The 25,421-nt window shown below is 71.2% G+C and carries 16 protein-coding genes; 2 read left to right on the top strand and 14 right to left on the bottom strand.

What is annotated here, in order from left to right:
• Window positions 1-142: 142 nt before the first annotated feature.
• Window positions 143-1,249 carry a glutamate 5-kinase gene (gene proB, locus OG698_RS30245; RefSeq protein WP_406111369.1) on the bottom strand — a complete coding sequence of 369 codons (1,107 nt, stop codon included), beginning with the start codon at window positions 1,247-1,249 and terminating at the stop codon, window positions 143-145.
• Between the two features lie 369 nt (window positions 1,250-1,618).
• Here proB and OG698_RS30240 point away from each other — a divergent pair, with 369 nt between their 5' ends.
• On the top strand, window positions 1,619-3,706 hold the full coding sequence (locus OG698_RS30240; RefSeq protein WP_406106764.1) for a hypothetical protein: 2,088 nt from the start codon (window positions 1,619-1,621) through the stop codon (window positions 3,704-3,706).
• Between the two features lie 66 nt (window positions 3,707-3,772).
• Here the strand turns inward: OG698_RS30240 and OG698_RS30235 are convergent, their stop codons facing one another.
• The 8 genes from OG698_RS30235 to OG698_RS30200 all read right to left on the bottom strand — a co-directional run bounded on the left by OG698_RS30235 (window position 3,773) and on the right by OG698_RS30200 (window position 14,416).
• Window positions 3,773-3,919, bottom strand: coding sequence for a hypothetical protein (locus tag OG698_RS30235; RefSeq protein WP_406106762.1), 147 nt, complete (start codon window positions 3,917-3,919; stop codon window positions 3,773-3,775).
• Window positions 3,920-3,945: 26 nt separating this feature from the next.
• On the bottom strand, window positions 3,946-5,382 hold the full coding sequence (gene obgE, locus OG698_RS30230) for a GTPase ObgE (protein WP_100594224.1): 1,437 nt from the start codon (window positions 5,380-5,382) through the stop codon (window positions 3,946-3,948).
• A gap of 192 nt (window positions 5,383-5,574) precedes the next feature.
• Entirely contained in the window at window positions 5,575-5,829 is a 255-nt protein-coding gene (gene rpmA, locus OG698_RS30225) for a 50S ribosomal protein L27 (protein WP_100594223.1), read from the bottom strand.
• A gap of 14 nt (window positions 5,830-5,843) precedes the next feature.
• On the bottom strand, window positions 5,844-6,164 hold the full coding sequence (gene rplU / locus OG698_RS30220; protein ID WP_055566950.1) for a 50S ribosomal protein L21: 321 nt from the start codon (window positions 6,162-6,164) through the stop codon (window positions 5,844-5,846).
• A gap of 215 nt (window positions 6,165-6,379) precedes the next feature.
• A complete protein-coding gene (locus OG698_RS30215) occupies window positions 6,380-7,732 on the bottom strand; it encodes a phospholipase D-like domain-containing protein (protein WP_406106760.1) in 1,353 nt (450 codons plus the stop codon).
• A 218-nt stretch (window positions 7,733-7,950) separates the two neighbouring features.
• Complete coding sequence (locus tag OG698_RS30210) at window positions 7,951-11,832, bottom strand: ribonuclease E/G (RefSeq protein WP_406106758.1); 3,882 nt, start codon at window positions 11,830-11,832, stop codon at window positions 7,951-7,953.
• A gap of 237 nt (window positions 11,833-12,069) precedes the next feature.
• Window positions 12,070-12,876 carry a TIGR03936 family radical SAM-associated protein gene (locus OG698_RS30205; protein WP_406106756.1) on the bottom strand — a complete coding sequence of 269 codons (807 nt, stop codon included), beginning with the start codon at window positions 12,874-12,876 and terminating at the stop codon, window positions 12,070-12,072.
• Between the two features lie 46 nt (window positions 12,877-12,922).
• Window positions 12,923-14,416 carry a hypothetical protein gene (locus OG698_RS30200; RefSeq protein ID WP_406106754.1) on the bottom strand — a complete coding sequence of 498 codons (1,494 nt, stop codon included), beginning with the start codon at window positions 14,414-14,416 and terminating at the stop codon, window positions 12,923-12,925.
• A 146-nt stretch (window positions 14,417-14,562) separates the two neighbouring features.
• Here OG698_RS30200 and OG698_RS30195 point away from each other — a divergent pair, with 146 nt between their 5' ends.
• Window positions 14,563-17,694: a phosphocholine-specific phospholipase C gene (locus OG698_RS30195; protein ID WP_406106752.1), complete on the top strand. Its 3,132-nt coding sequence runs from the start codon at window positions 14,563-14,565 to the stop codon at window positions 17,692-17,694.
• Between the two features lie 64 nt (window positions 17,695-17,758).
• Here OG698_RS30195 and OG698_RS30190 read toward each other — a convergent pair whose 3' ends face one another.
• The 5 genes from OG698_RS30190 to mreD form a co-directional block, all read right to left on the bottom strand.
• Entirely contained in the window at window positions 17,759-19,690 is a 1,932-nt protein-coding gene (locus OG698_RS30190) for a TIGR03960 family B12-binding radical SAM protein (RefSeq protein WP_326775774.1), read from the bottom strand.
• A gap of 31 nt (window positions 19,691-19,721) precedes the next feature.
• On the bottom strand, window positions 19,722-21,233 hold the full coding sequence (locus OG698_RS30185) for a CHAD domain-containing protein (RefSeq protein WP_406106750.1): 1,512 nt from the start codon (window positions 21,231-21,233) through the stop codon (window positions 19,722-19,724).
• A 72-nt stretch (window positions 21,234-21,305) separates the two neighbouring features.
• A complete protein-coding gene (rodA, locus tag OG698_RS30180; RefSeq protein ID WP_406106749.1) occupies window positions 21,306-22,502 on the bottom strand; it encodes a rod shape-determining protein RodA in 1,197 nt (398 codons plus the stop codon).
• A gap of 6 nt (window positions 22,503-22,508) precedes the next feature.
• Window positions 22,509-24,689, bottom strand: a complete 2,181-nt coding sequence (gene mrdA / locus OG698_RS30175) for a penicillin-binding protein 2 (RefSeq protein ID WP_406106748.1) — start codon at window positions 24,687-24,689, stop codon at window positions 22,509-22,511.
• A 46-nt stretch (window positions 24,690-24,735) separates the two neighbouring features.
• Window positions 24,736-25,410, bottom strand: a complete 675-nt coding sequence (gene mreD, locus OG698_RS30170) for a rod shape-determining protein MreD (protein ID WP_406106746.1) — start codon at window positions 25,408-25,410, stop codon at window positions 24,736-24,738.
• Window positions 25,411-25,421 lie beyond the last annotated feature (11 nt).

Genomic DNA, 25,421 nt, shown 5'->3' with positions numbered 1-25,421 from the left:
CTTCCTGCAACAAAGTTGAGCAGGCCAAGCGCCCTCGTGGGGCGGTTTTGGGGAAGGTCCCCCGCGGGAGGCCCGGCTTTCGGCCGTCTACACGGTTTACGCCCGGTGCGGACGCCGGATCTTCACGAATGCGCCGGGGCGGTCAGGGGCGCAGCAGCACCAGGTCGTCCCGGTGGACGACCTCACGCTCGTACGCGGGCCCGAGCTCGCGGGCCAGCTCGCGGGTGGAGCGGCCGATGAGCTGCGGGATCTCCTTGGCGTCGAAGTTCACCAGGCCGCGCGCGACCGCCCGCCCCGTGGCGTCGCGCAGCTCGACGGGGTCGCCTGCGCCGAACTCGCCCTCGACGCCCGCGATGCCCGCGGGAAGGAGCGACTTGCGGCCCTCGACGACGGCCTTCACCGCCCCGTCGTCGAGCGTGAGCGCGCCCTGCGGGGTGGATGCGTGCTGGAGCCACAGGAGGCGGTCGGCACTGCGCCGGCCCGTGCGGTGGAAGTACGTGCCGGTGTCGCGGGCGGCGAGCGCGTCGGCGGCGTGCACCGCGCTGGTGAGGACGACGGGGATGCCCGCGGCGGCGGCGATCCCGGCCGCCTCGACCTTGGTGACCATGCCGCCGGTGCCGACGCCCGCCTTGCCCGCGCTGCCGATCTTGACGTGCGCGATGTCGGCGGGGCCGCGGACCTCGGAGATCCGCGAACTGCCGGGCCTGGCGGGGTCGCCGTCGTAGAGGCCGTCGACGTCCGAGAGGAGGACGAGGAGGTCGGCGTGGACGAGGTGGGCGACGAGGGCGGCGAGCCGGTCGTTGTCGCCGAAGCGGATCTCGTCCGTCGCCACGGTGTCGTTCTCGTTCACGACGGGCAGAGCGCCCATCGCGAGGAGCTGGTCGAGGGTGCGCGACGCGTTGCGGTGGTGGGCGCGGCGGGCCATGTCGTCGCTGGTGAGCAGGACCTGGCCGACGCGGACGCCATAGCGCGCGAAGGAGGCGGTGTAGCGGGCCACCAGGAGGCCCTGGCCGACGCTGGCGGCCGCCTGCTGGCGGGCGAGGTCCTTGGGGCGGCGGCGCAGGCCGAGCGGCGCGAGCCCGGCGGCGATGGCGCCGGACGAGACGAGCACGATCTCCCTCTCGCCGCCGCTGCGGGACTTGGCGAGCACGTCGACGAGGGCGTCGACCCGGTCGGCGTCGAGGCCGCCCTCGGCGGTGGTGAGCGAGGAGGATCCGACCTTGACCACGATCCTGCGGGCTTCCGCCACGCCCTGCCTCATGTCCTGCCCTGCCGCTGACACGTGCGTTCCCCATCAGTGCTGACCGGCCGTGGGCCTCGTCCCGGCCACGGCCCTGGTCCGCAATCTACGTGAGCGGCACGGCGCGGCGCCTCCGGGTTCCGAGGGGCGGACGGCAGGCTCACGCCAGAGGAATTCCGCCGGAGGCCGCGGAAGGAATCGTTGCCCAGAGCCCCTGGGGTCTTTGCCCCTTTATACGGTGATTGCTGTCACGAAGGATTGCTAGCGAGGGCGCGAAAGTCATACGGTCAGTGGTCGGCCTTCGTCGAAGAATGCCGCACACCCCCCGCAAATCTTTTCCCCCCGCCATCCGATCCCCCCTGCCAGGAGCCCCGCCCAGTGCCCTCCGCCGGCCTTGCCTCCCGCCGCGTCGTGCAGCTCTCAGCGCTCTTCGCGATGTTCGCGCTCTACACGGCCCAGCTCGTCAGCGCGCTGATCCCGTACGTCCCGGTGTTCGTCGCCGCGAGCGCCGCGGGTCTCGCGCTCGACACGTATCTCCAGTACAAGCAGCCCGGCCTGCTCTCCCTCCTCGGCAAGATCCGCTTCGATGTCACCGTCCGGCAGCTGCTGCGCGACATGCTGATCCTGGTCGGTCTCCTGCGCATCGACGGCATCGAGCCGCTGGCCGAGCAGAGCCCGCTCACCATCGCGCTGCTCGCCTTCTACGCCCTGCACTTCGTGTGCCAGGCCGTGGCCGTCCTGGTGCGCCGCACGCGCGCGCTGCCCATCGTGACGCGGAACATCGACGCGTCGGAGCTGCGGCTGTCCGCGGCCCCGCCGCGCATCCTGGCCCGCCGCCAGGGTCACCGCCTGCTCGGCTTCGCCGCCCCCGGCACCGTCGGCCTGCTGATCACGGCGGCCACCACCGACGCGCTCTGGGGCGTCATCGGCCTCGGTGTCTCGATCGTGCTGCTCGGCGGCGGCACGGCCTATCTCGCGACCTGGCTGCTCCCGAAGAAGCGCGCCCTGAGCGAGCAGAAGGTCATGGCCTGGCTCGACCGCTGGCTGGCCGACTACAAGCCGACCGTCGCGATGTACTTCTCGGGCGGCACGTCGTCCGCGTACCAGGCGAACATGTGGCTCTCCACGCTCTCCGACGTCGACGGCAAGCCGCTGATCGTGCTGCGCGAGCGGTTCATGGTCCAGAAGATCGACGCGACCGACGTGCCGATCATCTGCTTCCCGAAGGTCGCCACGATGTTCTCCCTGGAGAACTCGACACTGAAGATGGTGCTGCACCCGGCGAACGCCGCGAAGACCTCCCAGGTCCTGCGCATCCCGACGATCAAGCACGCGTTCATCAACCACGGCGAGAGCGACAAGCTGTCCTCCTGCAATCCGTACGCGAAGGCGTACGACGAGGTGTGGGTGGCCGGGCCCGCGGCCCGCGAGCGCTACCAGCTCGCCGACATCGGCGTCGAGGACAAGGACGTCGTGGAGGTCGGCCGCCCGCAGCTGTCGCCCATCAAGCGCTCCACCGGCGCGCCGCAGGGTACGTACACGACGGTCCTCTACGCCCCCACGTGGGAGGGCTGGGACGGCAACCCGGGCAACACGTCGGTGGTTCTCGCCGGCGAGAACATCGTCAAGCACCTGCTCGCCGATGACTCCGTGCGCCTCCTCTACAAGCCGCACCCGATGACCGGCTCGGTCGACCCGCGCGCGGGCGCCGCGAACGAGCGCATCAAGGCGATGGTCCGCGAGGCGGCCGCGAAGCGCTCCGGCGCGCGGCCCGGCCCCGAGGCCGCCGCCGAGCTGGTGCGCCGCGCGGCGGAGCTGGACAAGCTGACGTCGACCGCGTTCCGCTCCAGCGCGGACGAGATGGAGCGGATGCTGCTCCAGGGCACGCCCGACGGGGGCCGGCAGGCCGCCGTCGCCGAGGCGACCGCCGCGTGGGAGGCCGCGTACTGGGCGTCCTTCCCGGAGTGGGAGCACCTGGTCATCACGGACGCCCGCCCGGCGATCTTCACCTGCTTCAACCAGGCCGACGTCCTCATCAGCGACGTCTCCTCGGTCGTCTCGGACTGGCTGACGAGCGAGAAGCCGTACGCCGTCGCGAACACCTCCGGCATGACCGAGGGCGATTTCCGCGCCGGATTCCCGACGGTCAGCGCGGCGACGATCCTGACGCCCGCGGCAACGGAGGTACCCGCCCTTCTCGCGGCCGTACGCGCCCCGGAGACGGATTCCCACGCGGAGGCCCGCGCGGAGCTCAAGGAGCACCTCCTGGGCCCCTCGGACCCGCCGTCCCTGGACCGCTTCAACGACGCGGTGCGCGCGCTGTGCGCCCGGGCCGACGAGCGACGCGTGCGCATGGAGTCCCGCCTCGCGGCGGAGATCCCCGGCCAGCGCGGCACGGACACGGCCGACGAGTTCGCCGAGGCCCTGGAATCGGAGCCGGATTCGGGCGACACGGTCACTGCGTAGCGCTCCGCGCGCAGGCTGAGCATGGGGAAGGCCCCCGGGAGATTCTCCCGGGGGCCTTCCCCATGCTCAGCTGTTCGGCACAAGGTGTTGCTGCGACCCGAACGGCTTGAGCTCGTCGTACTCCTGCTCCGCGCCGACCCGCTCCGCCTGCTTGTCGCGGCGGCGCCGGGCAGCCGGGCGGGGCTCCTCCGTGCGGTCGGCCGAGCCTGCCAACGGCAGCCCTCGCACCGCCCGACGACCTAGAACGGCTTGAACTCGTCGTACTCCTGCTCCGCGTCGTCCCGCTCCGCCTGCTTGTCGCGGCGGCGCTGGGCGGCGGGGCGGGGCTCCTCCATGCGGTGGTCCTCGCCTCGGCGGCCGAGCATCTCGGCGCCTGCCATGACCGTGGGCTCCCAGTCGAAGACGACCGCGTTGTCCTCGGGGCCGATGGCCACGCCGTCGCCCGCGACCGCGCCGGCCTTCATCAGGGAATCCTCGACGCCGAGGCGGTTGAGGCGGTCGGCGAGGTAGCCGACGGCCTCGTCGTTGTTGAAGTCGGTCTGGCGCACCCAGCGCTCCGGCTTCTCGCCGCGCACGCGGAAGAGGCCGTCCTCCTCCTGCACGACCGTGAAGCCCGAGTCGTCGACCGCCTTCGGACGGATGACGATGCGGGTCGCCTCCTCCTTGGGCTTGGCGGCACGCGCCGAGGCGACCATCTCGGCGAGGGCGAAGGACAGCTCCTTGAGGCCCTTGTGGGCCACGGCCGACACCTCGTAGACCCGGTAGCCGCGGGCCTCCAGGTCGGGGCGGACCAGGTCCGCGAGGTCCTGGCCGTCCGGCACGTCGACCTTGTTGAGGACGACGAGGCGCGGACGGTTGTCGAGGCCGCCGTACTGCTTGAGCTCCGCCTCGATGATGTCGAGGTCGGAGACCGGGTCACGATCCGATTCGAGGGTGGCCGTGTCGAGTACGTGGACCAGGACCGAGCAGCGCTCGACATGGCGCAGGAACTCCAGGCCGAGGCCCTTGCCCTGGCTGGCGCCCGGGATGAGGCCCGGTACGTCGGCGATGGTGTAGACGGTCGAGCCGGCCGTCACCACGCCGAGGTTCGGGACGAGCGTCGTGAACGGGTAGTCGGCGATCTTCGGCTTCGCGGCCGACAGGACCGAGATGAGGGACGACTTTCCGGCGCTCGGGTAGCCGACGAGCGCGATGTCCGCGACCGTCTTGAGCTCGAGGACGATGTCCTGGAGGTCGCCGGCCACACCGAGGAGCGCGAAGCCGGGCGCCTTGCGGCGGGCCGACGCCAGCGCCGCGTTGCCGAGGCCGCCGCGGCCGCCCTGGGCGGCGACGTACGTGGTGCCCTGGCCGACGAGGTCGGCCAGCACGTTGCCCGCCTTGTCGAGGATGACGGTGCCGTCCGGCACGGGCAGGACGAGGTCCTGGCCGTCCTTGCCGGAGCGGTTGCCGCCCTCGCCGGGCTTGCCGTTCGTGGCCTTGCGGTGGGGCGAGTGGTGGTAGTCGAGGAGCGTCGTCACCGACTGGTCGACGACCAGGATGACGTCACCGCCACGGCCGCCGTTGCCGCCGTCCGGGCCGCCGAGCGGCTTGAACTTCTCACGGTGAACGGAGGCACAGCCGTGGCCTCCGCTACCCGCGGCGACATGCAGTTCGACGCGGTCCACGAAGGTGGTCATGGTTCAGTGCCTCCTGGGGGTTCCCCCGGCGAAAGGCCGGAGGAGTACGAAATGTCTTTGCTCTGCGTTTATTGGAAACACACGAAGGGCGGACCTGCTTCCCGATCCGGAAGCCGAAGCTTCTGGCCGGGCAAGCAAGGTCCGCCCTCGCGAAAACGCTCTACGGAGCCTGAGTCCTAGGAACTAGGGGTTTCAGGCGACCGGAACGATGTTCACGACCTTGCGGCCGCGGTGCGTACCGAACTCCACCGCACCGGCGTTCAGCGCGAACAGGGTGTCGTCGCCACCGCGACCGACGCCCGTGCCGGGGTGGAAGTGGGTGCCGCGCTGGCGGACCAGGATCTCACCGGCGTTGACGGTCTGACCGCCGAAGCGCTTCACACCGAGCCGCTGAGCATTGGAATCGCGCCCGTTCCGAGTGGACGATGCGCCCTTCTTGTGTGCCATCTTGTCTCAGTCCCTTACTTCGCAGCCGTGGGGATGCCGGTGATCTTGATCGCCGTGTACTGCTGGCGGTGACCCTGACGACGGCGGTAGCCGGTCTTGTTCTTGTACCGAAGGATGTCGATCTTGGCACCCTTGTGGTGGTCAACGACCTCGGCCTGCACCTTGATGCCGGCCAGCACCCACGGGTCGCTGGTCACAGCGTCGCCGTCGACAACGAGCAGCGTAGAGAGCTCTACGGTGTCGCCAACCTTGGCAGTGGAAATCTTGTCAACCTCAACGATGTCGTCGACAGCAACCTTGTGCTGGCGACCACCGCTGCGCACGATGGCGTACACGCGGATCTCTCTTTCGCTCGGAACGAAACCCCTGAAGCCAGCCGCTCACACGTGCCCGAGGGCTCATGATGTTCCGGATTGGACGAGCGGCCTCCCCCGGCGGACCGGGAGGTGAGGTGCTCAGGGGTGCGGCGCTCAACAGACGCCGACGGTCAAGGTTACGGGTCACCCGCCGAAAGGGTCAAACCAGCCCCCTTCCGCCGGGTGCGCGCGGGCTACGCGGGCGGCTTCTCACCGTCCTGCGGCAGCGGCTTCACGCCCTTGCACAGGTCCGTGGCGTCGGCCGTGCCGGGCCAGGCGACGTTCCACACGCGGTTGAAGTGGTCGCGGTAGGCGTCGTGCACGGAGTCGTCGTCGACCTTGACGATCGCCTCGTCGTTCTCGCGCAGCGCGGGGCCCGTGTAGTTCTGCGACCCGGTGAAGGTGATCTTGTTCCGCTTGCCGTCGTACATGCCGTCCACCAGCAGGTACTTCGAGTGGATGATGTACGGCGTCGTGAGCTTCTTGCCGGGGTTCAGCGGGTCCCGGTCGTCGTTGAAACAGCGCAGCGAGGGCCCGCCGCTGGTGTGCAGCCCCTCCCACGTCCCCTTGGGGCCGCCCAGGCTCTTGGCGCTGTCGGTCTCCGCGTACATGAGGCTGACGGTGCAGCCCTGCTTCTTCAGCGAGACCAGCTTGTCGGCGATCTGCTTGCGGGTGACCTTGAAGATCGCGGCCCGGATGACGGTCTTCTTCGCGGCGCCGGTCACGGGGTCCTTGTAGGAGCACGCGACGTTGTTGAGGACCGAGTACATCGTGTCGGACTCGTTGACCGTGCCGGCCCGCGGGAAGAAGTACGCCTTGTAGAGGCCGTTGCTGACGGTGCGGTAGTCCCACGTCGACCAGCTCTTGCCGGTCATTTCCGTGAAGTAGTCCGAGTACGCCTCGTACATGACGCCGTTGTTCGGCAGCATCAGGGCGTCGTTGTAGAACTTCGTGTGCGCCGACGGCGTCGAGTTCGACGTGGTCTGCACGACGACGTTCGTGGCGCCCTCGACCGCGGAGAACAGCCAGAACTTGTTGTGCATGATCGACTGGCCGTACTTGGGGTCGCCCAGGCAGGACTTGTGCGCCGGGCAGAGCGTCACGAAGGACGGGTTCGTCCGGCTGGTGCCCAGGGCGGCCTTCAGCGAGGCGTACGACGTGTTGGTGGGGCGGTCGCTGACGCTGGACTCGTCGAGCAGTATCTGCACGTTGACGCCGCGGTTCTTGGCCGCGACGAGCGCGTCGACGACCGACTGCTCCCATACGTGGTAGACCGCGACCTTGATCACCGAACCCGGCAGCGCCGCGTTCGTCAGCTGGATCAGCCTGGTGCGGATCGCGTACTGCTGGTCCGTCGTGCCGTGCGGGTCGTTGAAGATCGGCCCCTCGGTCCACGTCGGGGTGTCCGCGGCGGCGGTTCCCGTGGACGCGGTGGCCTGGATCCCGGCCGCCGAGAGGACCGTGGCGAGCGCCACGACCTGTCTGCCGCCCTTGACCGGCTTCACGGCACGGTGACGGCCCGTGCCTCTCAGGCGCGCGTGCGCCATTGGTACCCCTCCCCTGTTTCACGGGCCGCGTGTTCTCCCCAACGCGCGGTCGCGTGATCGTTCTTGTTCACTCGTGCGACTCCATGAGTTTTACAGGTAGTTGGCCGGCCTCCAAGAGGCAGGGTGCGGCTCAGTGGTGTGACGTGACCCGTGACACGCCGACGCCCCCGTTCCGCACGTGCGGAACGGGGGCGTCGGATCCGGATCTACCGCGTTGCTCAGGCCTCGTCGGCCGCGGCGGAGACGGACGGCTGAGCCTGCTGCTCGGCCGCCACGGTCTTCTTCGCGGTCGCCTTCTTGGCGGCGGTCTTGGTCGCCGCCTTCTTGGCCGTCGTCTTCTTCGCGGCCGTCTTCTTGGCCGCGGTCTTCTTGGTGGCGGCCTTCTTCGCCGTCGCCTTCTTGGCCGTCTTACGGGCCGCCTTCTTGGCGGCGGGCGCCTCCTCGGCGGCCTCCGACTCGGCCTGCTCCGGCTCGGCCTGCGCCTCCGTGGCCGACGGGACGACCATGACGGCCGTCTCCTCGGACGCGGTCGGCGCGGTGGCCTTGCGGACGGCGCGACGACGCGGGCGGGCCGGAGCCGCGCTCTCGACGGGCGCCTCGGCCTCAGCGGCCTTGGCCTCGGCCTTCTCCTCGGCCACGGCGGGCTCCGGCTCGGGCTTGGCCGGCGCCGTGACGGTCACCTCGGCCTCGGCGGCGGCGTTCGGCGAACCGGCCGGGGCCGTCGCCTTACGGGTCGCCCGACGGCGCGTACGGCCCTTGGACGCGGCGTCCTCGACCGGGGCGGGCTCCGCCACGACCGGCGCCGCCACGACCGGCTCAACCACGACGGGCTCGGCCTCGAACTGCGGGGCCTCCACCTTCGCGGTCTCCTTCGCGGCGGCCTCGCCCTTGGGCGCGCCGGCCGGAGCCGACGCCCTGCGGGTCGCACGACGGCGCGAACGGCCACCACGGGCCGCGGCCTCCGCCTCGGCGGGGCTGCTGTACAGCTCCTCGTCGGGCACGAACTCGGGCTCGGCCAGGGCGACCGGCGCCGCGACCTCGGCGGCGACCTCTTCCTCGGTCTCCACCTCCGTCTCGAGCGCCGCCTGCTCGTGGTCGTGCTCGTGCGTGTGCTCCGCGCCGTTGCCGCCACGGCCGCGCTTCTTGCGCTTGCCGCCGCCACCGGCGGACGTGGGCTGCTCCATGTGGACGATGACGCCACGGCCGTTGCAGTGGACGCAGGTCTCGGAGAAGGACTCCAGGAGGCCCTGGCCCACGCGCTTACGGGTCATCTGGACCAGGCCCAGCGAGGTGACCTCGGCCACCTGGTGCTTGGTCCGGTCACGGCCCAGGCACTCGAGGAGCCGGCGCAGGACCAGGTCCCTGTTGGACTCCAGGACCATGTCGATGAAGTCGATGACGACGATGCCGCCGAGGTCGCGCAGGCGCAGCTGGCGCACGATCTCCTCGGCCGCTTCGAGGTTGTTCCTCGTCACCGTCTCTTCGAGGTTGCCGCCCTGGCCGGTGAACTTGCCGGTGTTGACGTCGACGACGATCATCGCCTCGGTCTTGTCGATCACCAGCGAGCCGCCGCTGGGCAGCCAGACCTTGCGGTCGAGCGCCTTGGCGAGCTGCTCGTCGATCCGGTACGTCGCGAAGACGTCGACCTCGGAGGTCCACTTCGAGAGGCGGTCGGACAGGTCGGGCGCCACGTGGTTGACGTAGCCGTGGATGGTCTCCCACGCCTCGTCACCGCTGACGATGACCTTGGAGAAGTCCTCGTTGAAGATGTCGCGCACGACGCGGACGGTCATGTCCGGCTCGCCGTACAGCAGGCTCGGCGAGCTCGTCGAGATCTGCTTCGACTTCTTCTGGATCTCCTCCCACTGGGCCTGCAGACGCTCGACGTCGCGGCTCAGCTCCTCCTCGCTAGCGCCCTCGGCGGCGGTGCGCACGATAACGCCCGCGTCCTCGGGGACGATCTTCTTGAGGATGGTCTTCAGACGCGCGCGCTCGGTGTCGGGCAGCTTGCGGCTGATGCCGGTCATCGACCCCTCGGGGACGTAGACCAGGTAGCGGCCGGGCAGCGAGACCTGGCTGGTCAGGCGGGCGCCCTTGTGGCCGATCGGGTCCTTCGTGACCTGTACGAGGACGGACTGGCCGGACTTGAGGGCGGTCTCGATGCGGCGCGGCCCGTTGGCCATGCCGAGCGCCTCGAAGTTGACCTCACCGGCGTACAGCACCGCGTTGCGGCCCTTGCCGATGTCGATGAAGGCGGCCTCCATGGACGGCAGCACGTTCTGGACCTTGCCCAGGTACACGTTGCCGACGTACGAGGTCGACTGCTCCTTGTTGACGTAGTGCTCGACGAGGATGTCGTCCTCGAGCACGCCGATCTGGGTGCGCTCGCCGTGCTGGCGGACGACCATCACACGCTCGACGGCCTCGCGGCGGGCCAGGAACTCGGCCTCGGTGATGATCGGCACACGACGGCGGCCCTGCTCGCGGCCCTCGCGGCGGCGCTGCTTCTTCGCCTCGAGACGCGTCGAGCCCTTGATGGACTGCACCTCGTCGGCGCCGGTGCCGCGCTCCTCCTGCTTGCGGGGCTCGCGGACCTTCACGACCGTGCGCTCGGGGTCGCTGTCGCCCGGCTCGCTGTCGGTGGAGGAGTCACCCGCGCGACGGCGACGGCGACGGCGGCGACGGCTGCTGCTGGAGCCGGACGGGCCGGACTCCTCGCGCTCGTCGTCCTCGTCGGCCTCTTCGCCCTCGTCGGTGTGCTCGGCGCCCTCGTCGGTGTGCTCGGCCTCTTCGTCGTTGTGCTCGTCGGACTCGGCGTCCGCGGAGTCACCACGACGGCGACGGCGGCCACCGCGGCGCCGGCGGCGCGTGGGGCGGTCGCCCTGCTCGTCGTGGTCCTCGTGGTCCTGGTCACCCTCGTCGGCGCCCTCGGCGTCCTCGGCCTCGGCGGGCTCCTCGACGGCGGCGGGCCGCTGCGGCTCGGCGGCCTGGGCGGCGGGCTGCTCCTCGGCGGCGCGGCCACGGCGACGGCGACGGCGCGGCGTCTCCTCCGCGACCACGTCGGCCACGGTCACGGCCTCGACGGGAGCCTCGGCCTCGACCGGCTCCTCCTCCACCGCGGCCTCGGCGGCTGCCGCCGCGGCAGCGCGCTCCGGGGTCTGGAACATCGGCTCGGCGAAGACCGGCGCCTGGAAGACGGCGACGGACGGCCGCGCGGGACGGCGCGAACCCTTCGTGCCCTTGGTCTCGTCGGCGGCGGGCTCGGCGGCGGCGCGCGTGGCGGCCTTCCTGGCGGAGCGCTGCGCGGGCTCGGAGAAACCGACCGCGGCCTTGCGGGTGGCGCGGCGACGGGGGCGGCGCCCACCTTCGGCGTCCTCCTCGGCTGCGGCGGGGGCCTCCGTCTTGGGAGCCTCGGCCTTGGCGGGGGTCTCCGCCTTGGGAGTCTCAGCCGCGGCGGGCTCGGCGGCGGCCACGGGCTCGGCCTGCTCGGGCGCCCCGGCGGGGGCGGTCGAGCGGCGCGTGGCGCGGCGGCGGCTGCGCCCGGCGGGGGCGGCCTCCGGCTCGGCGGGGGTCTCTTCCGCGGCCACCGCGGGCGCGGGCGCGGCGGCGGGCTCGGTCACGGCGGGAGCCTCGGCCTGCTCGGGGGTACCGGCGGGGGCGGAGACGCGGCGCGTGGCGCGGCGACGGGTGCGCCCGGCGGGGGCGGCCTCCGGCTCGGGGGCGGTCTCTTCTGCGGCGACGGCGGGCGCGGCGGCGGCAGCGGGCTCGGCCTCGGCGCTCTCGGCTGCGTCGGAAGTCGTGGGTGCGCCGGCGGGCGCTGAGGCGCGGCAGGTGGCGCGCCGGCGCGGGCGCCCGGCGGGTGCGGCGTCCTGCGCGGGGGCCTCGGCGGCCGCGCTTGCCTCGGTCTCTTCGGCCTCGTCGGCGACGGGGTCGGCGGCGGCCGTCACGGCCTGGGTGGTGTCAGCGGCGGCACCCGTGGGCGGGCCCGCGGGACGCGAGGCCGCACGGCGCCGGCGGCGCGGCGGCAGGGTGTCGCTGGGGCTGTTGTTGTCTGTTCCCCCGGACGACGACGTGTCAGTGGGTTCGGTCGGCTCAAGCATGCGGGTGGATCTCCCGTCAGGCTCCCGGGCGCCGCGCCTGGTCCGGTGACGTCCGCGGCTCGCGCGTTCATGCGCGGTGCCGCCGTCCGGGGCGCGGGCGCCGCACGGGAGCTCTCTGTCTGTTCTCGCCGGTTCCGTACGCCATGTGTGCGTACGGCCTGGCGAAAGTCCTTGGGTTCGTGCGCTGCCCGACCCAGGTGGCTCCCGAGTACGAGGGCGGCGCTTCGACGACCGTCCTTACGCGGAACCTGGCACCGGCGCCGTCGCGGCGGCAGCTGCGGCGCTCCCCCCGCTTGCGGGAGGTGCGGCCTCGACTGCCTCGCGGTCGGGCGCGAGCGGGTCGGTCACCGTGCCGGTCTCTTCATCGAAAAGCCCCTGCGCCAGCCTGGTCACCGCTGCGGGGACCGGCGGCGCCAGGTCGGCCACAGCTCGGAGACCGGACAGAACGTCGTCGGGTCGAACGGCAGGCGTCACGTGCCGAACAACCAGGCGCAGTATCGCACAGGCCTTGTCGGTCGGCCTATCAGCCCGGTCTTCGTGCGCCTGCGGGGCCTCGGCGGCCTCGAGGCTCACGACGGCGGCGCGGGCGTCGAACGTCCGCATCCCGTTCTTGGTCCTTCGCTGGACCTCGACGGCCTCCGCCGCGACGAACGCGTCCGCGGCGGCCTTGGCCTCAGCGGCCTCGACGCCGTCGAGCCGCAGCTCCCAGACGGATGCGGTGAGCCGGTCGGCGAGGCCCGAGGTGCGGGACTCGACGGCCTCGATGATGTCGAGCCCGGTGGGGAGCGACTCGTCGAGAAGCTCGCGCAGCTTTCCCGGATCGCGCGCTTCGGTGAGCGCGATCTCCAGATACTCGGCTTCGCTGCCCGTGCCGGTGGGTGCGGCATTGGCGTACGACACCTTCGGGTGCGGCGTGAACCCCGCCGAGTACGCCATGGGCACCTCGGCGCGGCGCAGCGCACGCTCGAAGGCGCGCTGGAAGTCACGGTGGCTGGTGAACCGGAGGCGGCCGCGCTTGGTGTAGCGCAGTCGGATGCGCTGCACCGCGGGTGCGGGCGGCGGGCCTTCGGGCTGTCGCTTGCCCAGTGTTCTAGTCCTTCGTGAGTGGGGTCGTACTGCTACCTAGAGTACGTGCCTGAGGCGCGCCAGGTTCCCGCCGGTCCTTGACCAGCGCTGGAGGCTCCGCCCGTTTCGCTCCGAAGAGCGCCCTGCGGACGTCGGCCCTGGCCCGGCGCACGCTCTCCCGCGCCGCCGTGAGGGCCTGGCGCGCGGCGGCTCCCGCGTCCTTGACCGCCCGGGCCGCGGGCCGCCATACGGAGTCCCGTACGAGGTGTCCCAGCGGGGTGCACACAGTGCGGTACGCCCAGCGCACCGGGTCGACGAAGATCCACCGCAGGAGCCGGCCGAGGAGCCGGCCGACGGCCCGGGAGACGTGTCCGGCGACACGCCACGCGTGCCCGAGCGCGTCACCGGTCTCCCGTACGAGGACGACGACGGCGCGCCCGACGGGCACGAGAACCCAGCGCCAGAGAGCGACGGCGGGCACGACGAAGATCCACCGTACGAGGGTGACGACGACGGCCCAGACCCCCCGCCCGAGCCACGCGAGCCCGGTCCACACGCCCCGGCCGAGCCAGGTCAGTCCCGCGCCGAGCGCTCGGCCGGCGAGGGCGAGATTGGCCCCAACCAGCTTGAGCAGAAGGGCAGTTGCGCGTCCCACGGGTGCGAGCGCGCGGGCGTGGAACCAGACCCAGGGCCAGACGAAGAGGGCCTTGGAGAGCCAGATGACGGCGGTCGCCGTGCCGCGCCCGAGTGGGGCCAGGGCGTGTGCGTAGAACCACACCGCGGGGACGACGACGAGGGCGCGCAGCAGGGCGGCGACTCCTGCCCCCAGGGCGCGGCCCGCCGCCGCGAGGCCCCGCGCCAGCCAGGCGATCCCGCGCCCCACCCCGACAACCCCGGACCGGACCGCAGAGGCGAGATGCCCGATCCCCCGGCCCACGAGAGCGAGGCCCGCCCAAACCCCCCTCCCCAGCCACGCGATCCCGTGCCCGGCTGGTGTCATCACGCACCGGTACCACCAAGCGACCGAGGCGACGACGCCCTTCCACCACACCCACAGGGCGACGGCCCGCACCCCGCGCCCGACCGGCGCGAGGACATAGCGCCACAAAGCAATCCACGGCCATACGAAGAGCGCCTTGCCGAGCCACGTCAGCGACACGGCGACCACCCGGCCGACCGGGGCCAGCACGTACTTCCACAGCGCCGCCCACGGCCACACGAACAGCGCCTTGCCGAGCCACGTCAGCGCGACGGCGACCACCCGGCCGACCGGGGCGAGTACGCGTCGCCATAGCCACACCCACGGGACCACGAACAACGCGCGGGCCAGTGGGACGAGGCCGCGACGCCAGACGACACGACCGCCGGCGGCGACCGCGTCCCAAGCCAGGCGGATCGGTACGACGAGGACCAGGACGACGATGCGCACCGGGATGCGGATCGCGGCCACGAGGCAGCCCTCGGGCGGGCGTTCGGCGGTCGCGTGCTCCGCGGGCGTCGGGTGCTTCTCCCAGTCCATGCCTTCTCAGACGCCCGAGCGCGGCATACGGATGCGCGTCATGGGAACTTCACGCACACCTCTGGCCACGGCCACTTCTGTCTCGTATTCATAACGGGTCTGGGCCAAACAGGCCGCTTGCAGAAGGACGTTGGAGGACACCCCCGATGAGCACGAGCTCGCCGCACCCCGAGGACAGACCCGAACTCTCCCGCCGCACTCTCATCGGCGGCGCCGCGGCCGCCGGTGTGCTGGCCGCGCTGCCGCTGAGCCTGCGCACCGCGCTCGCCGCGCCGGGCAGGCCCGGCAAGCTGGAGGACATCCAGCACGTCGTGGTGTTCATGCAGGAGAACCGGTCGTTCGACCACTACTTCGGCACGATGCAGGGGATACGGGGGTTCGGTGACCGCGCCGCCGTGCGCGGCATCAACGGCAAGCCCGTGTTCCACCAGCCCGACCCGTCACGCGCGGAGGGCTGGCTCGCGCCGTTCGCGATGAACGCCGCGCACACCAGCGCGTACCAGCAGGGCGCCGCCGCCTTCGGGTTCGGCGACTCGATGAACGCCCGCAACGACGGCATAGCCGACGGCTACGTCACCCGGCGCGGCGGCGGCTGGCTCGGCCAGGGCTACTACGAGCCCGCCGACATGCCCTTCTACAACGCGCTCGCCTCGGTCTTCACCATCTGCGACCACTACTACTGCTCGACCGAGACCAGCACCAACCCCAACCGCGAGCACCTGATGACCGGCACCAGCGGCGGCACGGTGCGCGACATCGCCGTCGTCGACAACCAGGAGCCCGGCTTCGAGTGGACGACGTACGCGGAGCGGCTGGAGGCGGCGGGGATCTCCTGGAAGACGTACCAGGCGCAGGAGAACTTCGACGACAACGCGCTCGCCTGGTTCAACACCTTCCGCGCCGCCAAGCCCGGCGAGGCGCTGTACGAGAAGGGCATGAAGAAGGTCGGCGACCCGGCGCAGACGAACGACCCGTGGGCGATGGGTGACGCGCTGGTCGCCGCGTTCGCGGAGGACGTGAAGAACGACACGCTGCCGCAGGTCTCCTGGCTCGTCGCGCCGGCCGCCCTGTCCGAGCACGCCAGCTACGCGCCGCCGCACGGGGAGGATCTGACGGCGCGTCTGCTGTCCGCGCTCGCCGACAACCCCGAGGTCTTCGCCAAGACCGCGTTCATCCTGAACTACGACGAGCACGGCGGCTTCTACGACCACCTGGTCGCGCCCGTGCCGCCGGTCGCCGAGGGCCGCGGCCGGTCGACCGTGACGCCCGACGGCGAGGTCGTGGTCCGGGTCAGCAAGGGCAGCTCCTCCTTCTACCGGCCCGTCAACCAGCAGGGCCAGTACCGCGTGAAGGGTGCCGACGGGTCGCTGACCTGGTCCGACACGCTGCCCGCCGATGAGACGAAGGCGGCGGGGCCCTTCCCGCTCGGGCTCGGCATGCGCGTACCGATGATCGTCGTGTCACCGTGGACGCGCGGCGGAGCCGTGGCGTCGACGGTGTGTGACCACACGTCCGTCATCCAGTTCCTGGAGAAGCGCTTCGGGGTGCACGAGCCCAACATCAGTCCCTGGCGCCGCGAGGTCACCGGCGACCTCACCGACGTCTTCGACTTCTCCGGCAAGAACCCGTCGTGGCCCACGCTGCCCGACACCAGCGGCAACCGCCAGAAGGTCACCGACACCGGCAAGCTGCCCGCCCCCACCGTGCCCAAGCCGCAGCTCCTGCCCGAGCAGCAGCGCGGCAGCCGCACCGCCCGCCCCACCCCGTACGACCTGCGGGTCACGCCCCGCGTGCGCGGCGGCAAGGTCGCCCTGGACCTGGCCAACCACGGCCGTCAGGGCGCCGTCCTCGCGGTGTACCCCGAGCCCGGCATCGCGCCCAGGCACTACACGCTGAGCCCCAAGTCGAAGCTGTCCGACGTGTGGAGCCCCGGCGACAACGGCTACGACCTGCGCGTCCACGGGCCGAACGGCGCCCTGTGGCAGCTGCGCGGCGACGCGGCGGGCTCGTACGAGGCGCACCTGGACCTCGCCGACGACGGCCGCGACGCCGACGTCGAGCTCACCAACCACGCCCGCGCCGCCCGCACGTTCCTCGTCGGTGACCTGGCCTACGGCGGCGGCACCCGCGAGTTCCGCGTCGGCGCGGGCGCGCACCGCACCGTCCGGATCCGCGTGCCGCGCGAGGGCTGGTACGACGTGGCCGTCACCGTGCGCGACGAGCCCGGCTTCCTGCGCCGGTACGCGGGCCGGGTCCCCGGCAAGCTCGAGGGCGTCACCGACCCCGCGATGGGGCTGCCCGACGCGCTCGGTGTCACGGTGTCGCTCGAGGCCGCGTCGACCACGATCGACGAGGCGATCCTGGTCCCCGGCAAGGCCGCCCGCGTGCGCGCACGGTTCGACGCGACGACCGCCGTGTCCGCGATCGAGGCGCACCCGGTGGTGCCCAAGGGCTGGGCGGTGAAGGCGGTTTCGGCGCCGCCCGCCTCGCTCGCGGCGGGCGCGTCGGCGACCGCCGAGTGGGAGGTGCAGGTCCCGGACGAGCTGTCGGGCACGTCCGCGTACCGGCTGCTTGTGACGGCGCGGGCCCGCTCCGGCGAGCGGTTCGTCCTGGCCGACGGCGAGGTCTCGGCGCGTACCGCCCCGTCCATGGCGGGCCATCTGCTCGGCGAGGACTTCGAGTCGGTGGCGGATGCGCTGGAGCCGGTCTCGGGCGTCGTCGGCTGGACGGCGAACGCCCCGAAGGGCTGGTCCGTGGTGAACGCGGCCGGTATGCCGCAGGGCACCGCCCGTCTCCAGGGCTGGACGTTCCACACCAAGCGGGCCTGGTCACCCGGGGGTCAGGACCGGGGCGGCTTCGGCCGTGCGCTCGGCGTCGTCGCGGTCGCCGACCCGGACGACTGGGACGACACGGGATCGCCGTCGACGAAGGGCACGTTCGACTCGACGCTGGTCTCCCCCGCGGTCCCGGTCCCGTCCGGCACGTCGAAGCTGTACGTCGCCTTCGACTCGCACTACCGCCAGGAGGCCCCGCAGAAGGCGGCGGTGACGGCGGTCTTCGACACGGGCGAGGAGACGCGTCTCCTCTACTACAGCGCCGACGCGACGGGCAACGACAACGCGGGCCACGACGCCGAGAACACCTTCGTGACGAAGGAACTCGCGGTGCCGGCGGGCGCGAAGGCGGTCACCCTGAAGTTCCGCATGTACGACGCGGGCAACAACTGGTACTGGGCGGTCGACCACGTCCGCGTGGACGACAAGCCGATCACGGCGTGACATGAGTGAGGGGCCGGGACACCGTCATCGGCGTCCCGGCCCCTCAACTCCCGCTGTTCGAAAGCTACTTGACCACGGTCAGCGGCAGCAGCTTCTTGCCCGTCGGGCCGACCTGGATGTGCGTGTCCATCTGCGGGCACACGCCGCAATCGAAGCACGGAGTCCAGCGGCAGTCCTCGACCTCGGTCTCGTCGAGCGAGTCCTGCCAGTCCTCCCAGAGCCAGTCCTTGTCGAGGCCCGAGTCCAGGTGGTCCCAGGGCAGGACCTCCTCGTACGTGCGCTCACGCGTCGTGTACCAGTCGACGTCCACGCCGAACTCGGGCAGCGTCTTCTCGGCGCAGGCCATCCAGCGGTCGTAGCTGAAGTGCTCGCGCCAGCCGTCGAAGCGGCCGCCGTCCTCGTAGACCGCGCGGATGACGGAGCCGATGCGGCGGTCACCGCGTGAGAGCAGGCCCTCGACGATGCCGGGCTTGCCGTCGTGGTAGCGGAAGCCGATGGAACGGCCGTACTTCTTGTCGCCGCGGATCTTGTCGCGGAGCTTCTCCAGGCGGGCGTCCGTCTCGGCGGACGACAGCTGCGGGGCCCACTGGAACGGCGTGTGCGGCTTGGGCACGAAGCCGCCGATGGAGACCGTGCAGCGGATGTCGTTGCCCGCGACCTCACGGCCCTTGGCGATGACGTTCGCCGCCATCTCCGCGATCTGCAGGACGTCCTCGTCGGTCTCGGTGGGCAGGCCGACCATGAAGTACAGCTTCACCTGGCGCCAGCCGTTGCCGTACGCCGTCGCGACGGTCCGGATGAGGTCCTCTTCCGAGACCATCTTGTTGATGACCTTGCGCATGCGCTCGGAGCCGCCCTCGGGGGCGAAGGTCAGGCCGGAGCGGCGGCCGTTGCGCGTGAGCTCGTTCGCCAGGTCGACGTTGAACGCGTCCACGCGGGTCGACGGCAGCGACAGGCCGATCTTGTCCTCGGTGTACCGGTCGGCGAGGCCCTTCGCGATGTCACCGATCTCGGAGTGGTCCGCGGAGGAGAGCGAGAGCAGGCCGACCTCCTCGAAGCCGGTCGCCTTGAGACCCTTCTCGACCATGTCGCCGATGCCGGTGATGCTTCGCTCCCGCACGGGGCGCGTGATCATGCCGGCCTGGCAGAAACGGCAGCCGCGGGTGCAGCCGCGGAAGATCTCGACGGACATCCGCTCGTGGACGGTCTCGGCGAGCGGGACGAGGGGCTGCTTCGGGTACGGCCACTCGTCGAGGTCCATGACGGTGTGCTTGCTGACGCGCCACGGCACGCCGGACCTGTTCGGCACGACGCGGCCGATGCGGCCGTCCGGCAGGTACTCGACGTCGTAGAACCCGGGGACGTAGACGCCGCCCGTCCTCGCGAGGCGGAACAGCACCTCCTCGCGGCCGCCGGGGCACCCCTCGGCCTTCCAGGCGCGGATGATCTCCGTCATGTCGAGGACGGCCTGCTCGCCGTCACCGATGACGGCGCAGTCGATGAACTCGGCGATCGGCTCGGGGTTGAAGGCCGCGTGGCCGCCCGCGAGGACGATCGGGTCGTCGATCGTGCGGTCCTTGGCCGCCAGCGGGATGCCGGCGAGGTCCAGGGCCGTGAGCATGTTCGTATAGCCGAGCTCGGTGGAGAAGGAGAGCCCGAACACGTCGAACGCCTTGAGCGGCCGGTGCGAGTCCACGGTGAACTGCGGCACCTTGTGCTCGCGCATCAGCGCTTCCATGTCCGGCCACACGCTGTACGTGCGCTCGGCGAGAACGCCCTCGCGCTCGTTCAGCACCTCGTAGAGGATCATGACGCCCTGGTTCGGGAGCCCGACCTCGTAGGCGTCCGGGTACATCAGCGCCCAGCGGACGTCGGAGCTCTCCCACGGCTTGACGGTGGAATTGAGCTCACCGCCCACGTACTGGATCGGCTTCTGCACATGCGGGAGCAAAGCTTCGAGCTGTGGAAAAACCGACTCTGCGGCTTCGGCAGGCATACCCGGGACCTTCGTGAGCTGACAAGGACTGTCAAGCGTAACTCGGCCAGGAGACAGCCTTCGCCCACAGCGGCGGCAGCTCCGCCTCGGCCCGCTCGGCGCGCGCCTCCTCGCGCCCGTACAGCAGCCCGTACGTGAAGGAGCTCTCCCCCGCCGCGTGGGCCTGCGCCGCCAGGTCGCGCAGCGCCTCGCGCGCCATCACGCTGTCCTGGTGCTCGCCGAGCAGGGACTGGATCGCCTTCGCGTGCTTGCCGACGTCCTTCGCCTGGTCGCCGAGCGCGGGCGCGGCGACCTCGGCCGCGTACCGGGTGCGCTTGGCGGCCTTGCGGGCGTCGTGCAGGGCGTGGTCGCGCGCCGGGCCGGGATCCTCGGCGAGCGCCTCATCGACACGTCCCGCGAGCCGCTTGAAGTCCTTCTTCACGGCCTTGGCCAGGGCGTTCTTCGACTGCTTGCTCCGCAGTGGGGGCGCGTCCACGAGTGCGTCGAGAACGGCGAGGAGCGCGAGATAGCGCTTGCCGTCGAGTACGGCGATCAGATGGCGGCGCGATCCGGAGCGCCGGGCCCGCGACCAGGTGCGCAGCCGGGCGCGGACGGGGCCGGTGGACAGCTCGCCCGGCAGTTCGTCGAGGGCCGCGGTCAGCCGCTCGGTCAGGACCTCCTGGTCGCGGTCGAGACCGAGCTCACCGGCGAGCCACTTCAGCTCGTCGCCGATCGGATCCGTCACGGCCCGGTCGAGGATCTTGCCGTACGAGCGCAGCGCGCTGCGCAGCCGGCGCGTGGCCACGCGCATCTGGTGCACCGAATCGGGCAGGTCGCGCCGGACGGCGGGGTCCAGGTCGACGATCGCGTCGCGCTGGGCCCTGAGGTAGGCGAGGAGGTGGTCGGCGGGGGTCTCGGGGTCGTCTGCGGGCCGGGGAGGGCGCGGGCCGATGCCGGTCTCCGTGAGGGCCCGCGCGAGCTTCGACGAGGAGGCCGAGCGGCTCGCCCCGGCCTTGCGGAGCTTCTTCTCGACCTTGCCGAGGAACGCCGGGTCGCCGCCGTCCGCCAGCTCGACCTCGATCTCGGTCCAGGCGGTGGTGCCTGCCCCGCCTGTGAGCCGCTCGGCCCGTACGCCGTCGATGCTGACCTCGGCGAGGAGCGCGCCGTCGGCGCCGGTGAGATCGTGGACGTCGCGCGAGGAGCGCAGCCGCATCAGGGGTACGAGATCGGCCTCGCGCACCCGGGAGCGCACGAGGCCGGTGAGGTCGCGGGGCACGTCGTCGGAGAGCGGGGCCCGGATCTCGTCACGTACACCCTCGGCGAGGGAGACGGGGAGTTTGAGGTGCCAGCCCGCGTCGGCGCCACCGGTGCGGCGCCGCAGGGTGATCGCGGCGGCCGCGAGGCGCTGGTCGGCCGTGTCGTAGTAGACGGCGTCGAGGTCGACGACGCCTTTGCCGATGACGGCGAAGACCCCGGCGACACGGCTCAGATCCGGCAGCCCGAAGCCTTCGTCGGCCACAGGCGCCTCGTACTTACGCTCGATCTCGCGCTTCGTCTCCGCCATGAACCGAATTTAGTCTCGAATCCGGATTCTGGGCAGACCCAGTGGCAGACCGCCGGCAAACCGGGCTCTTCCCTACGCCGACATGGGCCTTTGGACGCGGATCGACTGGAGCAGCCCGATCGCCACCCAGACGGCGAACATGGACGATCCTCCGTACGACACGAACGGCAGGGGCAGGCCCGCCACCGGCATGATGCCGAGCGTCATGCCGACGTTCTCGAAGGCCTGGAAGGCGAACCAGGCGATGATCCCGGCGGCGACGATCGTGCCGTAGAGCTCGGTCGTCTCGCGGGCGATGCGGCAGGCGCGCCACAGGACGACGCCGAGCAGGAGCAGGATCAGCCCGGCTCCGGCGAAGCCGAGTTCCTCGCCGGCGACGGTGAAGACGAAGTCGGTCTGCTGCTCGGGGACGAACTGGCCGGTGGTCTGGGAGCCGTGGAAGAGGCCGGTGCCGGTGAGGCCGCCCGAGCCGATCGCGATGCGGGCCTGGTTGGTGTTGTAGCCGACGCCGGCCGGGTCGAGCGCCGGGTTGGCGAACGCGGCGAAGCGGTTGATCTGGTACTCGTCGAGGATGTGCAGCCGCCAGACGGAGATCGCGCCGAGCACACCCGCGCCGAGCAGGCCGAACACCCAGCGGTTGGAGGCGCCGGAGGCGAGCAGCACACCGAGCACGATGATGGCCGCGACCATGATCGTGCCGAGGTCGGGCATGAGCAGCACGACGAGCATCGGGACGGCAGCGAGGCCCAGCGCCTGCACTACCGTGCGGTGGTCGGGGTACTGCTTGTCGCCCGCGTCGACCCGTGAGGCCAGCAGCATCGCCATGCCCAGGATGATCGTGATCTTGGCGAACTCGGCGGGCTGGAGCGACACTCCGCCCGCGGACAGCCAGTTGCGCTGTCCGTTGATCGTGTCGCCGAGCGGGGTCAGCACCAGCAGCATCAGGAAGACCGAGGCGCCGTAGAGGATCGGCACGGCCGTGCGCAGGGTGCGGTGGCCGAGCCAGATCGTGCCGATCATCAGGGCCAAGCCGATGCCGGTGTTCATGAGGTGCCGGAACAGGAAGAAGTACGGGTCGCCCTGGTTGATCACGGTGCGGTTGCGGGTCGCCGAGTAGACGAGCGCCGAGCCGATGAGGGACAGGGCGAGCGACGACAGGAGGATCGGCCAGTCGAGGCGGCGCAGCACCGAGTCCCTGGCCATGAGCCGGGCGAGGGTGGAGCGCTCGGGGCCGTACCCGGAGACGGAGAAGCCGTTGGTGCCAGCCATGGTGCGTCAGTCCCGCCTTCCGCTGACCGGGGTGCCGATGACCGCCGCCAGTTCCTGCTCGGGGGACGGGCTCGGCTCGGCGGGCTTGTAGGGCTTGATGGTCGGTGCGTCGATCGAGCCGTCCCGCTGGATTTTCGGCAGGTTCTTCTCCGGCTCGGGCAGCAGGGCCTTCTTCTTGTCGATCGTGCCGTCGGCGGCGACGCCGTACAGCGCGTTGTAGATCTTGCGGACGGCCTCACCGGAGGCTCCGGAGCCCGTACCGGCCTGGGAGATCGTCATGATGACCGAGTAGTCCTTGGAGTACGTGGCCAGCCATGACGTGGTCTGCTTGCCGTAGACCTCGGCGGTGCCGGTCTTGGCGTGCAGCGGGATCTTGTCCTGGGGCCAGCCGCCGAACTTCCAGGCGGCGGTACCGCGGGTGACGACGCCGGCGAGGGCGTCGTCCATGCCCTTGAGGGTCGCCTTGGTGACCGGGAGCTTGGCCTTGACCTGCGGCTTGATCTCCCTGACCGTCTTGCCGTCGGCGCTGATGATCGCCTTGCCGATGGTCGGGACGTACTCGGTGCCGCCGTTGGCGAGGGCCCCGTAGATCATGGCCTCCTGAATCGGCGTGAGGAGGGTGTCGCCCTGGCCGATGGAGTAGTTGATCGAGTCGCCCTCGCGCATCTTGTTGCCCTCGAGGCAGTTCTCGTAGGCGATCTTCTCGACGTAGGTGCCGTCCTTCTTGCCGGTCTTGCACCAGCCGTCCTTGTTGGCCTTCCAGAAGTCTTTCTTCCACTGGCGGTCGGGGACGCGGCCCGTGACCTCGTTGGGAAGGTCGATGCCGGTGGTCTTGCCGAGGCCGAACTGGTGGGCGGCCTTGTAGAAGTAGTCCTTGGGGGTCCCCTTCGGGTTGATGCCGCCGTCCTTCTTCCACTCCCGGTCGGCGAGGCCGTAGAAGACGGTGTCGCAGGAGACTTCCAGCGCGCGGCCGAGAGAGATGGGGCCGAAGCTCTCCCCCTCGAAGTTCTTGAAAACCTGGCCGCCGACCGAGTAGGAGCTGGTGCAGGGGTAGTCGCCGTCCCACTTGTAGCCGGCTTCGGCCGCGGCGGCCGTGGAGATCACCTTGAACGTCGAACCGGGCGCGGACTGACCCTGAATGGCCCTGTTGAGCAGCGGGTAGTCGGAGCCCTTGCCGGTGAGCTTCTTGTAGTCCTTGGCGGAGATGCCGCCGATCCAGACGTTCGGGTCGTACGACGGTGCGGACGCCATGGAGACGATCCGGCCGGTCTTGGCCTCCATGACGACGACCGCGCCGGAGTCGGCCTTGTAGTTCTCGCCGGTGATCTTGTCGAACTGCTGGCGGGCCACCTTCATCGCCTCGTTCAGCTCGCGCTCGGCGACGCCCTGCACGCGGGCGTCGATCGAGGTGACGACGTTGGCGCCGGGCTCGGCCTGGTCGCTCTTGGCGCGCCCGATGACGCGGCCGAGGTTGTCGACCTCGTAGCGGGTGACGCCGGCCTTGCCGCGCAACTCCTTGTCGTAGGTGCGCTCGAGGCCGGAGCGGCCGACCTGGTCGGAGCGCAGGTACGGCGACGAGGTGTCCTTGGCCTTCTCGATCTCGGCGTCGGTGACGGGCGAGAGGTAGCCGAGGACCTGCGCGGTGTTGGAGCCACCCGGCCCCGCGTAGCGGCGTACGGCCTCGGGCTCGGCGGTGATGCCGGGGAAGTCCTCGGAGCGCTCGCGGATCTGGAGGGCCTGCTTGGGCGTGGCCTCGTCCGTGATCGGGATGGGCTGGTAGGGCGAGCCGTTCCAGCAGGGCTGCGGCGTCTTGGCGTCGCAGAGGCGGACCTTCTCCGTGACGTCCTTGGGCTTCATCCCCAGCACGTCGGCGAGCTTGGCCAGTACGGCCTTGCCGTCGTCGGGCATCTTCATCAGGTCCGTGCGGGACGCGGAGACGACCAGGCGGGTCTCGTTGTCGGCGATCGGCACACCGCGGGCGTCCAGGATCGAGCCGCGCACGGCGGGGCTGACGACCTGCTGGACGTGGTTGCCGGAGGCCTCCTTGGCGTACTCGGCGCCGTTGCGGATCTGGAGGTACCAGAGGCGGCCGCCGAGGGTGAGCAGGAGGGACAGGACCAGGATCTGGAGGATGACGAGCCGGATCTGGACACGTGGGGTCCGCCCGGTCTCGGGAATGTTGGTCATGCTGCCTCCCCCTCTCAGTGCGTGTACGCGGTGATGTGCGCGGCGGTCACAGGCGCTTGACCCCCTTGATGCGGCCTGCCCGCGCGGTGCGCGCCCTGGCGGCCTTCAGGCGGATTCCGCCGCGCTGGTTGCCGATGCGCAGGCCCGTGCCGGAGGAGAGCCAGCCGGCGGTGACGTCGGTGGCCTTGCCGGCGCCCGGCGAGGAATCGGCGAGCGGATCGTTCTCGGCGCGTCTGGCCAGGGCGATGATGAACGGGACGGTGAAGGGCGCGAGGAGCAGATCGTAGAGCGCGGCCGTGAACAGCAGGCTGCCGATGCCCACATGGCGGGCGGCGGTGTCACCGACGAGGGCTCCGACGCCCGCGTAGAGCAGGGTCGAGCCGACGGCCGCGGCGACGACCACGACCATCGGGCCGAAGGCCGACCTGAGCTGGCCGTTGTCCGGCTTGGCGAGGCCGACGAGGTAGCCGACGACGCACAGCACGAGGGCGTAGCGCCCGGCGGCGTGGTCGGCGGGCGGCGCGAGGTCCGCGAGCAGACCCGCGCCGAACCCGATGAACGCGCCGCCGACGTGGCCGTACACGAGGGCGAGGCCGACGACGGTCAGGAGCACGAGGTCCGGCACGGCGCCGGGCAGTTGGAGACGGGCGAGTACGCACACCTGGACCACCAGGGCGACGATCACCAGGGGGGCGGAGAGCAGCAACCGGTTGAAGCGCATGGGATCCAGCT

The sequence above is a fragment of the Streptomyces sp. NBC_01003 genome, from assembly GCF_045162695.1.
GTDB lineage: Bacteria > Actinomycetota > Actinomycetes > Streptomycetales > Streptomycetaceae > Streptomyces.
Note: the sequence above shows the minus strand (reverse complement) of the source record. Positions and strands in the feature narration are given on the sequence as shown.